The organism is Actibacterium sp. XHP0104 (assembly GCF_025751515.1).
Taxonomy (GTDB): domain Bacteria; phylum Pseudomonadota; class Alphaproteobacteria; order Rhodobacterales; family Rhodobacteraceae; genus Actibacterium_D.
The window spans coordinates 412,589-426,529 of record NZ_JAOWLE010000001.1; the positions used below are offsets into that span (position 1 = coordinate 412,589).

The following is a 13,941-nucleotide window of genomic DNA, read 5'->3' on the forward strand; positions in this document are numbered from 1 at the left end:
CTCGGCCTGCCCACAGGGCAAGGGAGGAGACTGACATGACGATGACCGATGCCCCGCATCCTTCGGCACCGCCAAAGATCCAGGTGATCGAGGGCAAGGACCTGCGCAAGGCGCTGGCCGCGGGCTGGCGCGACTTTCTGGCCGCGCCGGGCTATGGGGTGTTTTTTGGCGGATTCTACGTGATTTGCGGGATGTTTCTGTTCTGGCTGACCCGCGCCACCGGCCAGACCTATTGGCTGGCGCTGGCGGCGTTCGGTTTTCCGCTGCTGGGGCCCTTCGCGGCCGTTGGCCTATATGAGGTCAGCCACCGGCTGGATATCGGTCAGCCGCTGAACTGGCGCGAGATCCTGGGCGTGATCTGGCGGCAAAAGGACCGTCAGCTGCCGTCGATCAGCGCGATCATCATCCTGATCTTCCTGTTTTGGACCTTTATCGGCCACATGATCTTTGCCCTGTTCCTGGGCTTGTCGACGATGACCAATATTTCCAGCTCGTACGAGGTGTTCCTGACGCCGAACGGCATGATGATGCTGGCGGTGGGGTCGGTCGTGGGCGGTATCATCGCGGCGCTGCTGTTTGCCATCACGGTGGTCGGGCTGCCGCTGCTGCTGGATCGCGAGATCGACTTTGTGACGGCGATGATCGTCAGCTATCAGGCCTGCCTGCGCAACATGGGCGTGATGGCGGTATGGGGCGTGCTGGTGACGGTGCTGCTGTTCATCGGGATGCTGCCGATGTTCATGGGGCTGCTGCTGGTGCTGCCGGTGCTGGGCCATGCGACCTGGCATCTTTACCGGCGCACGATCCGCTAGATGCTTTGATCAAATAAAAGAAAACGGGCGCCCCAGGGGCGCCCGTTTTGATTCCGGATGGCCGGAAAGGGGTGCTTAGTCGGCCTTGGGCGCAGCAGCGGCCGGTTTCTTGACCGGGGCGCCCTGGGTCGACAGCGGGTCTTCCTGGCGCTGGACCGAACCCTCGAAATGGGCGCCGCTTTCGATGGCGATGGTCTTGTGGATGATGTCGCCTTCGACGCGGGCGGTCGAGGTCAGGCGCACCTTGAGGCCGCGCACGCGGCCGATCACGCGGCCATTGACCACGACGTCATCGGCCATGATTTCACCGCGGATGGTGGCGCCTTCGCCGACGGTCAGCATATGGGCGCGGATGTCGCCTTCGACGGTGCCTTCGACCTGGATATCGCCGGTGGTGCGCAGGTTGCCCTTGACCGTCAGGTCCGAGGACAACACCGACGCCGGCGGTTTGGGCTTGGCGGCGGGCATTGCGGGTTTCTCGCTGATCGGGGCCGCGGGGGCCGCCGGAGCCGCAGCTTCGGGTGCTTTGGCTTTGTCAGCTTCATTGGCCTGCTTGGGGCCGGGCTCGTTGATCCTGCTTTTAGAAAACATCTCTGGCTGCCTTGATGTAGGTCATGGGATTGACGGATTTGCCTCCGACGCGCACCTCATAATGCAAATGAGTGCCAGTGGAGCGGCCGGAGTTCCCCATATCACCGATCCGCTCTCCGCGCGAGACCCTTTGGCCGACCTTCACGCGGATTTTGGACATATGGGCATATCGGGTCTCGATGCCGAAGTCGTGTTGGATCTTTACCAGGCGACCGTAACCGGAGGACCAGTCGGCGTGAATCACCACGCCATCGGCCGTGGAATAGATCGGGGTGCCGTGGGCGGCGGCAAAATCTGTGCCCTCGTGCATGCGGCCCCAGCGCTGGCCGTAACCGCTGGTATAGCGGAAGGCCGATTTGAGCGGCAGGGCAAAGGGGGCCTTTTCGGCCGCCATGCGATACATGTTCAGCCGGTCGAGATCGCGCAGGATCTCGTTCGCGCGCAGGCTGTCGGGATCGGTCGCATCCTCGCCGCGGGTCGACAGCGCGATCGGGGTAAGCGGGCCGCCCTGGCCGGAATAGCCGCGGCGCACCTGTTCCAGCAGGTCATCGGTATCGTGACCGGCAGCGCGGAACATCTTGTCCAGGGGTTCAACCGTGATGGCCATCGCGTCTTCGAGCTGGCCAAAGATGCGGTCGTTGCGGTCTTGCTGCAGCTGGCGGTCGTAATCCAGCGCGCTGGCCAGCTCATAGGCCTGGGCGGCCTCGGCGGCGATGGCGTCACGCTCGGTGGCGGTCAGGTTCAGCGCCTCGGACAGGAAGGTCACGGTCTGGCGCATGTCTTCGACACGGCCCTCGCCGGTGCGGTCGGACCCGGACTTGCTGGCCAGCGCCAGTTCCAGATCACCGGCCTTGGCCAGCGCGTCGTCGCGTTCGCTCATGGTGCGGCGCAGGGTCGACTGGATCACCTCGATGCCGGTTTCCAGCTCGCGGCGGCGATCCTCGGAGGCCAGCAGTTCGGACTGCATCTTCGACACTTCGGTCAGAGCCAGGCTGAATCGTTTCTGCGCCCGTTCTGCCTCAAGCGCGCGCTGATCGCGTTCTTCGGCCAGGGTGTTGAGGCGTTCTTCGTAATGGGCCTGTTCACGCTGGGCCTGGTCACGCAGGCTGCCCGCGCCGATATTGTCCATCAGCAGAACGGCGGTGGCGATGATGGTCCAGGCAACGGTCAGCGAGCTGCCCACGAAGATGGCCAGCTGGGTCTCGGAACGCAGGCGGATAAACCGGGTCTCGTCATCGGACCGCAGGAACATGCGCTGTTCCGGCAAGTAACGTTCCAAGGCTGCGTGCAGCCGCATCATCAGAGAAGTTCTCAATCGTCTCGTGCCCCGTCTGTCTCATCCCCATGGCGATGATGTCATCGCCGCCCCAGTCGTGGTTCGGGATTGAATAGGCCAAACTGCGGCATGGCTGCAACATTTTTGGCCGATTTTCTTTGGCGAATAGGGCCTTAGGGGGCGCTAACAGGCGAGATTTCGCCTATCCGTCGGCGGGATTCCGGCGCGAGGGCGGGGTTTCGGCGGCCAGCGGCCAGTAAAAATCGGGCGGAATTCCGGCCTCGGCGCGCTTTTCCTCGTTGAAGGGCGGCTTGAGATCGCCGTGGAAATAGCGCCGCACCAGCGCGTGAAACGCGTCCTTGGGGTCGGTGTTTTCGCGCCCGCACAGAAAGTGAAACCACTTGGACCCATAGGCCACGTGGCCCACTTCCTCGGCATAGATCACGTTCAGAGCCTCGACGGTCCTGTCTTCGCCGGCTTTCTCGAACAGGGCGATCATGCCGGGGGTCACGTCCAGCCCGCGCGCCTCGAGCACCATCGGCACCACGGCCAACCGGCCCATCAGATCATCGGCGGTATCCTCGGCCGCGCGCCACATGCCGGCATGGGCGTCCAACGCGCCATAGTGGCTGTCCATCGCATCAAGACAGTCGCATATCAGGTTGAAATGCTTTGATTCCTCGTCGGCAGCCTTGACCCAGTCGTCATAGAATCCGGGCGGCATTTCGATATGGCCGAACCGGGCGATGATATCCCAGTGCAGGTCAACGGCGTTCAGTTCGATATGGGCAACGGCGTGCAGGATCGCCATGCGCCCGGCGCGGGTGCCGGGGCGACGGCGCGGCACGTCGCGCGGATCGAGCAGGGCGGGCTTGTCGGGCCTTGCGGGGTGGTCGGGCGGCGAGGCGGTGCCCACGGGCAGGGGCGTGCCCGCCTGACGCGCGGCGAACCATGCGGCGGCATGGCGGCGCGACAGGGCGGTTTTTTCCTGCGGGTCGGCGGTGCGCAGCACCTGGTCGGCCATCTGGGCCAGGGTCAGATCGGTCATAGGGCGCGCACGGCCTCGAGCACCTCTTCGGCGTGGCCGGTGACCTTGACCTTGGGCCAGATGCGGGCGATGCGGCCCTCGGCGTCGATCAGGAAAGTGGCGCGGGTGATGCCCATGTAGGTGCGGCCATACATGTTCTTTTCGCCCCAGACGCCGTAGCTTTCGCAGACCGTGCCGTTTTCATCGGACAAGAGCGGAATGCCCAACCCGTGCTTGACGCAGAACTTTTCGTGCTTGGCGACGCTGTCTTTCGAGATGCCAAAAACCTGCGCGCCGGCGGCGGCGAACTGGTCTTTGAGGGCCGTGAAATCCAGCGCCTCGGTGGTGCAGCCGGGGGTGTCGTCCTTGGGGTAGAAATACAGCACCACGGGGGCCGGGCGCAGGGCCGACAAGGTGACATCCTGGCCACCATCACGGGGCAGGGTGAAATCGGGCGCGATCTGGCCGGTCTCGGGCATTGGTCGTCCTTTCCTCTTTGGCAAAGCCGTTGAGATGATTTAGGCTTTGAGGCGCGAGGATAGAGCGGCGGCCCACAGAGGCAAGAGCAACAGGCGCCCTTTCGGCACATGACAGAGCACAAGACCCAGCCACCCCAAACTGCCCCGCCGCGCGGGCCGCGTCCGCGCGGGCGGTTTGTCATATGGCTGATGATGGCGCTGGCGGTGATGGCTTGCGTGTTTCTGGTGGCGGTGATGTCGCTGACGGGGCGGGTGGTGATCCTGCCCGACTGGATGAGCGCGCGGATCGAGTCGCGGCTGGATGCGGCGCTGGCCCCGGCCGATCTGACGATTGGCCGCACACGGGTCGAGTTTTCGCGCCGCGGCGTGCCGGGGGTCTATTTCAGCGATGTTTCGGTGATGGATGGCGCTGGCCGCCCGCTGGCGCAGTTGCCCGAGGTCAGCATCACCCTGGCCGGCAAGGCGCTGCTTGAGGGCCGGATCGAATTGCGGCGCGTGGCGCTGAACGGGGCCTCGATCGTGTTGCGGCGCAGTGCAAGCGGCCAGTTCGACCTGGCCATGGGCGACACGATGCGCCCGGTGCAGGCGCAGTCGCTGGGCCGGGCGCTGGATCAGATCGACCAGGCCTTTGCCCAGCCGATGCTGGCGGGGGTCGAAACGGTCACCGTCGAGGCGCTGCATGTCAGTTACACCGATGCGCGCGCCGGGCGGTTCTGGCAGGTGCGTGACGGGCTGATGACGCTGGACCAGACCGACGAGAACCTGTCGGCGCAGCTGTTCTTTGCGCTTCGCAGCGATGTGGGCGTGCCGTCCGAGGTGGCGATGAGTTTCGAGACGGTCAAGGGATCGCCCGAGTCGCGGATCTCGGCCAATTTCAGCGATGTTCCAGCGGCCGATATTGCCACGCAATCGCCGGCGCTGGCGTTTCTGGGGGTGTTGCAGGCGCCGATTTCGGGGGCGATGCGGGGGGGCGTTGCGGCCGATGGCACGCTGGCGCCGCTGAACGCGGCCTTGCAGATCGGGGCAGGCGCGCTGCGCCCCGAGGCCGACGCCGCGCCGATCCGGTTTGAGCGGGGCCGCGCGTATTTCAGCTATGACCCCGCGCAGGGGCGGATCAACCTTAGCGAGGTTTCGGTGAAATCGGATGCGCTGAGCCTGACCGCCGAGGGGCATGCCTATCTGAAAGACCATGAAAACGGCTGGCCCAGCAGCCTGACCACCCAGATCCGCATGCGCCAGGTCGAGCTGACGCCCAAGGGTGTCTTTGCCGAACCGGCGCGGTTTTCCAGCGGGGCGGCCGATTTCAAGCTGACGCTTGACCCGTTCTCCGCCACCATCGGCCAGGCGGTTCTCAGCGATGAGAACGGCGCCGATTACCGTGGTTCGGGTAAGGTGTCGGTGTCGGATGCGGGCTGGGCGGTGGCGCTGGATCTGGCGCTGAACCAGATCGAGGATCAGGCGCTGTTGCAGCTTTGGCCGGTGGATGTGGTGCCCAACACGCGCGAGTGGGTTGCGAATAACGTCAATGACGGGCTGATCTATGATGTGCGCGGCGCGCTGCGGCTGATACCGGAGGCCGAGCCGGTCGCCAGCCTGACATGGGAATTCCGCGATGCCTCGGTGCGGTTCCTCAAAACCATGCCGCCGGTGGAAAACGGGTTCGGCTATTCTTCGATCAGCGATAACGCCTTTACGATGGTTCTGGAAAGCGGTTCCGTCACCGCGCCCAGCGGGGGCCAGGTCGATCCGGCCGGCACGGTGGTGCGGGTGCCCGATATCCGCCAGCGCCCGGCGGTGGGCCATATCACGCTACGCACCGACAGTTCGATCGAGGCCATGTTGTCGCTGTTGGATCTGCCGCCGCTGAATGTCATGTCGCGCGCCGGCCAGCCGGTGACGCTGGCCAAGGGGCGTGCCCGGGTCGAGGTCGATCTGCGGCTGCCTTTGCTCAAGAAGGTTCAGACCAAGGACGTCACCTATGATATGCGCGGCACGCTGACCGGGGTGCGCTCGGAAACCCTGGTCAAGGGCCGGGTGCTGACCGCCAGCCAGCTAGAGCTGCACGCCGACAACCAGGTGCTGACGATCGGCGGTCAGGCGGCGCTGGACGGGGTGCCGGTGCAGGGCAGCTGGACCCAGAAGATGGGCCCCGAGCATCGCGGCATCAGCCAGGTCGACGGCGTGGTGATGCTGTCGCAACAGGCGTCGGATGCGTTCCGGCTGGGCCTGCCGCCGGGCAGTCTCAGTGGTCAGGCCGAAGGCCGGGTCACGCTGTCGATGACCAAGGGGCAGCCGCCCGAGTTCACGCTAAGCTCTGATCTAGAGCGGCTGGGGATCTCGCTGGCCGGGGTGGGCTGGACCAAACCCCCGGCCGAAAAGGGAACGCTTGAGGTGGCGGGCCAGCTGTCGCAGCCGGCGGTGATCAACCGGTTTGACCTGTCGGCGGCCGGTATGACCGCCAGCGAGGGCCGCGCGGTGATGCATGCCGATGGCTCGCTGGACCGGCTGAGTTTCGGCCGGGTTTTGATGGGCGGCTGGCTGGATGCGCCGGTCAGCCTGGTCGGACGCGGCGCCGGTGTGCCGCCCGAAATTCAGGTCACCGGTGGCGCGCTGGACCTGCGGGCCAGCCCGATGCTGAAAGGCGGCGGTGGCGGCGCGGGCGGTCAAAGCCCGATCCGGCTGGCGCTGGATCAGTTGACCGTCTCGCGCTCGATCGAGCTGTTGGGGGTCGAGGGGGTGCTGGAGCCGGGAGGTGGGCTGCAGGGTAAGCTAAGCGCCGTTCTGCGCGGCGGTGGGCCGGTTGCCATCACTTTGGCGCCAACCAAACGCGGCACCGCGATCCGGGTGCGCTCGAACGATGCGGGCGGGGTGCTGCGCGGGGCGGGGATCTTTGAGAAATCGACCGGCGGCTCGATGGATCTGTTGCTGGCGCCGCTGGGCAAGCCGGGCCATTACGATGGTCAGATTCGCATCGAACGCACACGCGTGCAGGGCGCCCCGGCCTTGGCCGAATTGCTGAGCGCGGTCTCGGTCGTGGGCTTGCTGGATGGCGAGGGGCTGGTCTTCACCACGGTCGATGGCCGCTTTCGCTTGACCCCCGCCGGGCTAGAGGTCAAACGGAGCAGCGCTGTCGGTCCGTCGCTGGGAATTTCGATGGCAGGGGTGATGGATTTCGGAACCGGAAAGATGCACATGCAGGGCGTGATTTCGCCGGTCTACATGATCAACGGCATCGGCCAGATCTTCAGCCGCCGGGGCGAGGGGCTGTTCGGGTTCAACTATGCGCTGCGCGGCGACGCCAAGGCGCCCGAGGTCAAGGTCAACCCGCTGTCGATCCTGACGCCGGGCATGTTCCGCGAGATTTTCCGCAGTGCCCCGCCGGAGTTGCCCGAATGAAGCTGTCCGATTTCGATTTCCACCTGCCGGATGAGCTGATTGCCACCCGGCCGGCCAAGCCGCGCCCCTCGGCGCGTTTGCTGGTGGCGCAGGGCGATACGATCACTGACAAGCATGTCTATGACCTGCCCGAATTCTTGCGCCCGGGCGACCGGCTGATCCTGAACAACACCAAGGTCATCCCCGCGCGGCTGTTCGGCCGCCGCCCGCGCATGACCCCGCAGGGCCCGGTTGAGGCCAAGGTCGAGATCACCCTGATCGAGCCGCGCCCCGGCGGGCAATGGGCGGCGCTGGCGAAACCGCTGCGCAAGCTGCAAGAGGGCGAAGAGATCCTGTTCTCGGACGCGCTAAGCGCCCGTGTGGCCGAGCGCGGCACGGATGGCGTTGTGCTGTCGTTCAACCTGACGGGCGATGATTTCGACGCGGCGCTGGCCGAGGCCGGCGCGATGCCGCTGCCGCCCTATATCGCCGCCAAACGCCCCGCTGACGCGCAGGACAAGGACGATTACCAGACGGTCTTTGCCCGCCATTCCGGCGCGGTGGCGGCGCCCACGGCCAGCCTGCACTTTGATCAGGCCCTGCTGGCCACGCTGCGCGAGCGCGGCGTCGAATTCACCGAGGTGACGCTGCATGTGGGGGCGGGGACCTTCCTGCCGGTCAAGGTCGATGACGTCAGCCAGCACAAGATGCATGCTGAATGGGGCGAGGTCACCGCCGAGGCCGCCGCGCAGATCAACGCCACCCGCGCGGCCGGTGGGCGGATCATCCCGGTGGGCACCACCGCGCTGCGCCTGATCGAAAGCGCGGCCCAGGCTGATGGTACCATGCAGCCCTGGCAGGGCGAGACCGACATCTTTATCACGCCGGGCTACGGGTTCCGGGTGACCGATGCATTGATGACCAATTTCCACCTGCCCAAATCGACGCTGATGATGCTGGTCTCGGCGCTGATGGGCCCCGACCGTATCCGGGCGATCTATGCCCATGCGGTTGACCGGGGGTACCGGTTCTTTTCTTATGGGGATGCGTCGCTGCTGATCCCCTAGCGGCGCGTTTGGACGACAGGATGTCGTGCGTGGCCCTTGATGGGGGCCGCGACGCTGCTAGATCGTGCCGCATGTGATTGGAGTATGCCGTGATCAAGGTGTTGGGCTCTTCGTGGGCGTTGCTGCTGGGCGTGCTGTTGCTGATGATCGGCAACGGCCTGCAAGGCACGTTGCTGGGCCTGCGCGGCGAGATCGAGGGCTTTTCCACCTTCGAGATCTCGCTGGTGATGTCGGGCTATTTCCTGGGCTTCCTCGGCGGTTCGCGCCTGGCGCCCGAGATGATCCGGCGGGTGGGGCATGTGCGGGTGTTCGCCGCGCTGGCCTCATTCATCTCGGCGGCGCTGATCCTGTTTCCGGTGGTTGCCGATCCGTGGGTCTGGATCGGGCTGCGGATTATCGTCGGGTTCTGCTTTTCGGGCGTTTACGTGACCTCGGAAAGCTGGCTGAACAACTCGGCCAGCAATGAAACGCGGGGCCAGGCGCTGTCGGCCTATATGATCGTGCAGATGCTGGGGCTTGTGGCGGCGCAGGCGATCCTGACGCTGGGCGATCCGTCGGGGTTCGTGCTGTTCATCATTCCCTCGGTGCTGGTGTCGATCGCCTTTGCGCCGATCCTGCTGTCGGCCCAGCCGATGCCGGCCTTTGGGCGCACACAGCCGCTAAGCATCGCGCGGCTCTATCGCATCTCGCCCTTGGGCTGCGTCGGCATGTTTCTGGTCGGCGGCATCTATTCGGCCCTGCTGGGCATGGCCTCGGTCTATGGGGTCAAGGCCGGGCTGAGCGTGCCCGAGATCTCCACCTTTATCGGCGCGATGTTCGTGGGCGGGCTGTTGTTGCAATACCCGATCGGCTGGTTGTCGGACCGGATGGACCGGCGGCACCTGATCTTTGGCGCAGCCGTGATCGGGGCCCTGGGGGCGCTGGCGGGGCTTGCTATGGGCGGGGTTTTGCCTGCGCTGGTCGTTGCTTCGGCGGTGATCGGGGGGATGACCAACCCGCTTTACGCGCTGCTGATTGCCCATACCAACGATTTCATCGAGCACGAGGACATGGCCGCCGCATCGGGCGGGCTGATCTTTCTGAACGGTATGGGGGCCGTCGCTGGCCCGCTGATCACCGGCTGGATCATGGGGCAGCTTGGGCCGGGCGGGTTTTTCGTGTTCATTGCCGCGCTGATGGGCGCGCTGGCCGCCTATGCCGCCTGGCGGATGACCCGGCGCCCGGCGCCTGACACAGACCATACCGGCGCCTATGCGCATGTCATGGCGGCCTCTTCGCCGGTCGCGGTCGAGCTGGCGCAAGAGGTGTTCCAGGATGGGCTGGATGAGGCCGCCGAAGAGCGAAACCATTAATTTCCTTGCGGGATTGCCCGAGTTCTGAAACGCTGATTTCAGCGAACAGGCACGGGAGGTGCAGATGACCACAGCGCAAGAGGTCAGGGATTTCTGGCTGGGCGAGGTCGGGCCAGAAGGGTGGTATGCTGGCGGCGACGAATTGGACGCGCGCATCCGGGACCGGTTCGAGGATCTGTGGCTTCAGGCGCGCAAGGGCGGGCTGCATGATTGGCTGGCCAACCCGGCCGATACGCTGTCCTATCTGCTGCTGACCGACCAGTTTCCGCGCAACATGTTCCGGGGCGACGCGCAGGCTTTTGCCACCGATGCCATGGCGCGCACCGCAGCCAAGAATGCCATCGCCAAAGAGTTCGACATGCGCATTCCCACGCCTGAAAGACAGTTCTTTTACCTGCCGCTGATGCATTCGGAAACCATGACCGATCAGGACCGGTGCGTTCGGCTGATGATGCTGAGCATGCCCGGCGATGACGGCGAAAACCTGCTGCATGCGCGTGCCCATCGCGAGATCATTCGGCGCTTTGGGCGTTTCCCCTACCGCAATGCCGCCTTGTCCAGAGAGACTAGCCCGGCCGAGCAGGATTTCCTTGATAAGGGCGGATATGCCAAGATTGTCGCCCGTCTAAAAGGGTGATTATGGCTGGCATCTTGCCGATAATAGTCTGAAAACAAGTCATAAATATAGAGTATAGAAATATAATTTAATGATTAAGTTAATTTTTTGATAACCTTGCCGTGATGGCGCTGATGGCGGTGGATCTGGGCGGTTTTGCCCGAGATCTGGGTACCATCCTCAGCAGCGGCGTTGAGTGTTGTTCAGAAATAGTTTAATGGCACAACAGTTTCAGGCTTGAGGAGGGGCTGATGGCTGCCAAGGAATATGATCTGATCGTGATCGGCGCAGGGCCGGGCGGATATGTCGCCGCGATCCGTGGCGCTCAGCTGGGGCTGAAGGTCGCGATCGTCGAGCGCGAGCATCTGGGCGGGATCTGCCTGAACTGGGGATGCATACCGACCAAGGCGCTGCTGCGCAGTTCCGAAGTTTTTCACCTGATGCACCGGGCCAAGGAATTTGGTCTCAAGGCCGACAATCTGGGCTATGATCTGGATGCCGTGGTCAAGCGGTCGCGCGATGTGGCCGCGCAGCTGTCGGGCGGCATCGGCCATCTGATGAAGAAGAACAAGATCGATGTGGTCATGGGCGCGGCGACCCTTCCCGCCAGGGGCAAGGTCTCGGTCAAGACCGACAAGGGCGCCCAGGATCTGGCCGCCAAACACATCATTCTGGCCACCGGCGCCCGCGCGCGCGAGTTGCCGGGGCTTGAGGCCGACGGCGATCTGGTCTGGACCTACAAACACGCGCTGAAACCGGTACGGATGCCGAAAAAGCTGCTGGTCATCGGCTCGGGCGCGATCGGGATCGAGTTCGCCAGTTTCTACAACACGCTGGGCGCCGACACGACCGTGGTCGAGGTGCTGGACCGCGTGCTGCCCGTCGAAGACGCCGAGATCAGCGCCTTTGCCAAGAAGCAATTCACCAAGCAGGGCATGAAGATCATGGAGAAATCCGCGGTCAAGAAGCTGGATCGCGGCAAGGGCAAGGTGACCGCCCATATCGAAACCGGCGGCAAGGTGATCACGCAGGACTTCGACACGGTGATTTCGGCCGTGGGGATCGTGGGCAATGTCGAGGGTCTGGGGCTAGAGGCCCTGGGCGTCAAAATCGACCGCACCCATGTGGTGACCGACGAATATTGCCGCACCGGTGTCGATGGCCTTTATGCCATTGGCGACATCGCCGGCGCGCCCTGGCTGGCGCACAAGGCCAGCCACGAGGGCGTCATGGTGGCCGAGCTGATCGCGGGCGGCAAGCCGCATCCGGTCAAACCCGAAAGCATCGCCGGCTGCACCTATTGCCATCCGCAGGTGGCAAGCGTCGGCTATACCGAGGCCAAGGCCAAGGAGCTGGGCTATGAGGTCAAGGTCGGGCGCTTTCCGTTCATGGGCAACGGCAAGGCGATTGCATTGGGCGAACCCGAGGGCATGGTGAAAACCGTGTTCGATGCAAAGACCGGCGAGTTGCTGGGCGCCCATATGGTCGGCGCCGAGGTGACCGAGATGATCCAGGGCTATATCGTCGGCCGCACGCTGGAAACCACCGAGGCCGAGCTGATGGAAACCGTTTTCCCGCATCCGACGCTGAGCGAGATGATGCATGAAAGCGTGTTGGACGCCTATGGCCGCGTGATCCACATGTGATCGGGCCGAAACGGCAGATCAGAACGGCGCCCCCAAGAGGGGCGCCGTTTTTCGTTACATCGGGTCGAGCAGGGTGATGGTGGTCTGTGCCCCGGCGCGACGCAGCGCGTGGGTGTCGGCCAGCTCGGGGTCGTTGATCCAGTCGCGCGCGGCCTGGGCGTCGGGAAAGCTGAGGATGACATGCGCCTGCGCGCCGCCGCCGTTTGATTCAAGGATCTCACGGCTGCCGCCGGCCAGGGCCTTGCCGCCGTGCTTTTTCACGGCCGCGCCGCCGACCTTGAAATAGGCGGCAAGGGTGTCGGGATCGGTGGGGGCAAGGTTTACGACGACGAAATGTGGCATGGCGCGCTCCGCTGAGATGTAGGGCTTTCAGCTTATGTTTGGTCGGGCTGTGGGAAAATTGTATAAGCCTGCAATACACCTGATCGAAAATAGGGGTAGTCATGCAGGATTGGGACGGGTTGCGATACGTTCTGGCGGTCACGCGTGAGGGCGGGCTAAGTGGCGCCGCGCGGGCCTTGGGTGTGACACATGCGACGGTGTCGCGGCAGGTGGCGCGGGCCGAGCAGGCGGCGGGCACGCCGTTCTTTACCCGGCTGGCGACCGGGCTGGTGCCGACCGAGGCCGGGGCCGAGGCCGCCGCCCGTGCCGCCCGGATCGAGGCCGAGATATTGGCGCTGGATCTGGCGCTGGCGGCGCGGGACGACCGCGCCACGGGTGATCTGACCGTGACGGTGCCGCCTTTGCTGATGCTGTCGGGGCTGGCCGAGGACCTGACCGAGTTTCGGCAGATGTTCCCCGGCATCTCGCTGTCTGTTCTGGGGGGGAATGCGCCGCTGAACCTGCATCGGCGCGAGGCCGACATCGCCATCCGCGTTGCCCGAGACCCGACCGATAGCCTCTGGGGCAGGGTGATCGCCCGTCAGCGCGCGGGCTGGTTCGCCACCCCGGGTTTTCTGCGCGATCACAGCGCGGCCATGGCGTCGGGCGGGGCGGTGCCGGTGGTATCGTTCACGGCCTATTCCGACCCGCTGCCGCCCAGCCTGGTGCAGCACCTGCCGGGCGCCGAGGTCGTGGTGGTCAGCGATGACATGGTCGGCGCCGCGGCGTTGGCGCGGGCGGGTATGGGGCTGGTTCGGATGCCCTGGTTTCTGGGCGAGGGCGACCCCGACCTGGTTCCGGTGCCCGGCGTGCCGCTGATCGACTACATGCCGATCTGGGTGCTGACGCATCCCGACCTGCGCCGCCTGCCGCGGGTGGTTGAATTCATGCGTTTCGTCGCGGGGCGGTTTGCCGGGCGGGCCGATCGCTATTACGGGCCGCCCGAGGTGCCTTAGGCGTGACTAAGCGCGCCGCCGGCCACCTGCCAGTGGTGCAGCCCGCCGATGTTGTAGACCTGCTCATAGCCCATCTGCATCATCATCTGCGCCGCCATCTGCGACCGCCCGCCCGACGCGCAATAGAGCGCGATGGGCCGGTCCAGGGTCAGCTCGGGCAGGTGCTCGGGGCTGCGCGGATCGACCTTCATCTGCAACACCGGCAGCGGAATATGCAGCGCGCCTGCCGCATGGCCCGTGGCCCGCAGCTCGGCCGCGTCGCGCACGTCGATCAGGGTCATCTCGCCGGCGGCGACTTTCTGCACCGCCTCGGCCGCATCCAGAACGGCGACGCGCGGGCCAGAGAACATCGAAAACATGGTC

At 65.0% G+C, this 13,941-nt stretch carries 13 protein-coding genes; 7 read left to right on the plus strand and 6 right to left on the minus strand.

Translation table 11 applies throughout. The features are described 5' to 3' along the window. Window positions 1-41 precede the first annotated feature (41 nt). Entirely contained in the window at window positions 42-812 is a 771-nt protein-coding gene (locus OE856_RS02120; RefSeq protein ID WP_263714834.1) for a DUF2189 domain-containing protein, read from the plus strand. 75 nt (window positions 813-887) lie between these two features. On the opposite strand, the gene OE856_RS02125 is transcribed toward OE856_RS02120, so the two are convergent. The 4 genes from OE856_RS02125 to bcp form a co-directional block, all read right to left on the minus strand. Next, window positions 888-1,403 (minus strand): bactofilin family protein, encoded by a 516-nt coding sequence (locus OE856_RS02125; RefSeq protein WP_263714394.1) that lies wholly within the window; start codon window positions 1,401-1,403, stop codon window positions 888-890. Beyond that, window positions 1,393-2,718: a M23 family metallopeptidase gene (locus tag OE856_RS02130; RefSeq protein ID WP_263714395.1), complete on the minus strand. Its 1,326-nt coding sequence runs from the start codon at window positions 2,716-2,718 to the stop codon at window positions 1,393-1,395. The genes OE856_RS02125 and OE856_RS02130 overlap by 11 nt, the downstream gene beginning before the upstream one ends. Before the next feature lie 163 nt (window positions 2,719-2,881). Continuing rightward, on the minus strand, window positions 2,882-3,727 hold the full coding sequence (locus tag OE856_RS02135; RefSeq protein WP_263714396.1) for a ferritin-like domain-containing protein: 846 nt from the start codon (window positions 3,725-3,727) through the stop codon (window positions 2,882-2,884). Next, on the minus strand, window positions 3,724-4,185 hold the full coding sequence (bcp, locus tag OE856_RS02140; protein WP_263714397.1) for a thioredoxin-dependent thiol peroxidase: 462 nt from the start codon (window positions 4,183-4,185) through the stop codon (window positions 3,724-3,726). The genes OE856_RS02135 and bcp overlap by 4 nt, the downstream gene beginning before the upstream one ends. 108 nt (window positions 4,186-4,293) lie before the next feature. On the opposite strand from bcp, the gene OE856_RS02145 reads away from it, so the two are divergent. The 5 genes from OE856_RS02145 to lpdA all read left to right on the plus strand — a co-directional run bounded on the left by OE856_RS02145 (window position 4,294) and on the right by lpdA (window position 12,241). Continuing rightward, the gene (locus OE856_RS02145) at window positions 4,294-7,581 is read left to right on the plus strand and encodes a DUF3971 domain-containing protein (protein ID WP_263714398.1); all 3,288 of its coding nucleotides are present in this window, start codon (window positions 4,294-4,296) and stop codon (window positions 7,579-7,581) included. Further along, a complete protein-coding gene (gene queA, locus OE856_RS02150) occupies window positions 7,578-8,627 on the plus strand; it encodes a tRNA preQ1(34) S-adenosylmethionine ribosyltransferase-isomerase QueA (RefSeq protein WP_263714399.1) in 1,050 nt (349 codons plus the stop codon). Before OE856_RS02145 ends, queA begins: the two co-directional genes overlap by 4 nt. Window positions 8,628-8,716: 89 nt before the next feature. After that, complete coding sequence (locus tag OE856_RS02155; protein WP_263714400.1) at window positions 8,717-9,979, plus strand: MFS transporter; 1,263 nt, start codon at window positions 8,717-8,719, stop codon at window positions 9,977-9,979. A gap of 64 nt (window positions 9,980-10,043) precedes the next feature. Further along, window positions 10,044-10,616, plus strand: coding sequence for a DUF924 family protein (locus OE856_RS02160; RefSeq protein ID WP_263714401.1), 573 nt, complete (start codon window positions 10,044-10,046; stop codon window positions 10,614-10,616). A gap of 230 nt (window positions 10,617-10,846) precedes the next feature. Beyond that, the gene (gene lpdA / locus OE856_RS02165) at window positions 10,847-12,241 is read left to right on the plus strand and encodes a dihydrolipoyl dehydrogenase (RefSeq protein WP_263714402.1); all 1,395 of its coding nucleotides are present in this window, start codon (window positions 10,847-10,849) and stop codon (window positions 12,239-12,241) included. Between the two features lie 54 nt (window positions 12,242-12,295). On the opposite strand, the gene OE856_RS02170 is transcribed toward lpdA, so the two are convergent. Continuing rightward, window positions 12,296-12,583, minus strand: coding sequence for a DUF1330 domain-containing protein (locus tag OE856_RS02170; RefSeq protein ID WP_263714403.1), 288 nt, complete (start codon window positions 12,581-12,583; stop codon window positions 12,296-12,298). 101 nt (window positions 12,584-12,684) lie between these two features. Here OE856_RS02170 and OE856_RS02175 point away from each other — a divergent pair, with 101 nt between their 5' ends. Beyond that, entirely contained in the window at window positions 12,685-13,578 is an 894-nt protein-coding gene (locus OE856_RS02175; RefSeq protein ID WP_263714404.1) for a LysR family transcriptional regulator, read from the plus strand. Here OE856_RS02175 and OE856_RS02180 read toward each other — a convergent pair. Continuing rightward, window positions 13,575-13,937 (minus strand): rhodanese-like domain-containing protein, encoded by a 363-nt coding sequence (locus OE856_RS02180; RefSeq protein ID WP_263714405.1) that lies wholly within the window; start codon window positions 13,935-13,937, stop codon window positions 13,575-13,577. The two genes, OE856_RS02175 and OE856_RS02180, sit on opposite strands and share 4 nt — an antisense overlap. Window positions 13,938-13,941 lie beyond the last annotated feature (4 nt).

Coding starts and splice junctions, on each gene's coding strand:
- OE856_RS02120 (WP_263714834.1), top strand. CDS start 42: ATGACCGATGCCCCGCATCCTTCGGCACCGCCAAAGATCCAGGTGATC.
- OE856_RS02125 (WP_263714394.1), bottom strand. CDS start 1,403: ATGTTTTCTAAAAGCAGGATCAACGAGCCCGGCCCCAAGCAGGCCAAT.
- OE856_RS02135 (WP_263714396.1), bottom strand. CDS start 3,727: ATGACCGATCTGACCCTGGCCCAGATGGCCGACCAGGTGCTGCGCACC.
- bcp (WP_263714397.1), bottom strand. CDS start 4,185: ATGCCCGAGACCGGCCAGATCGCGCCCGATTTCACCCTGCCCCGTGAT.
- OE856_RS02145 (WP_263714398.1), top strand. CDS start 4,294: ATGACAGAGCACAAGACCCAGCCACCCCAAACTGCCCCGCCGCGCGGG.
- queA (WP_263714399.1), top strand. CDS start 7,578: ATGAAGCTGTCCGATTTCGATTTCCACCTGCCGGATGAGCTGATTGCC.
- OE856_RS02160 (WP_263714401.1), top strand. CDS start 10,044: ATGACCACAGCGCAAGAGGTCAGGGATTTCTGGCTGGGCGAGGTCGGG.
- lpdA (WP_263714402.1), top strand. CDS start 10,847: ATGGCTGCCAAGGAATATGATCTGATCGTGATCGGCGCAGGGCCGGGC.
- OE856_RS02170 (WP_263714403.1), bottom strand. CDS start 12,583: ATGCCACATTTCGTCGTCGTAAACCTTGCCCCCACCGATCCCGACACC.
- OE856_RS02175 (WP_263714404.1), top strand. CDS start 12,685: ATGCAGGATTGGGACGGGTTGCGATACGTTCTGGCGGTCACGCGTGAG.
- OE856_RS02180 (WP_263714405.1), bottom strand. CDS start 13,937: ATGTTTTCGATGTTCTCTGGCCCGCGCGTCGCCGTTCTGGATGCGGCC.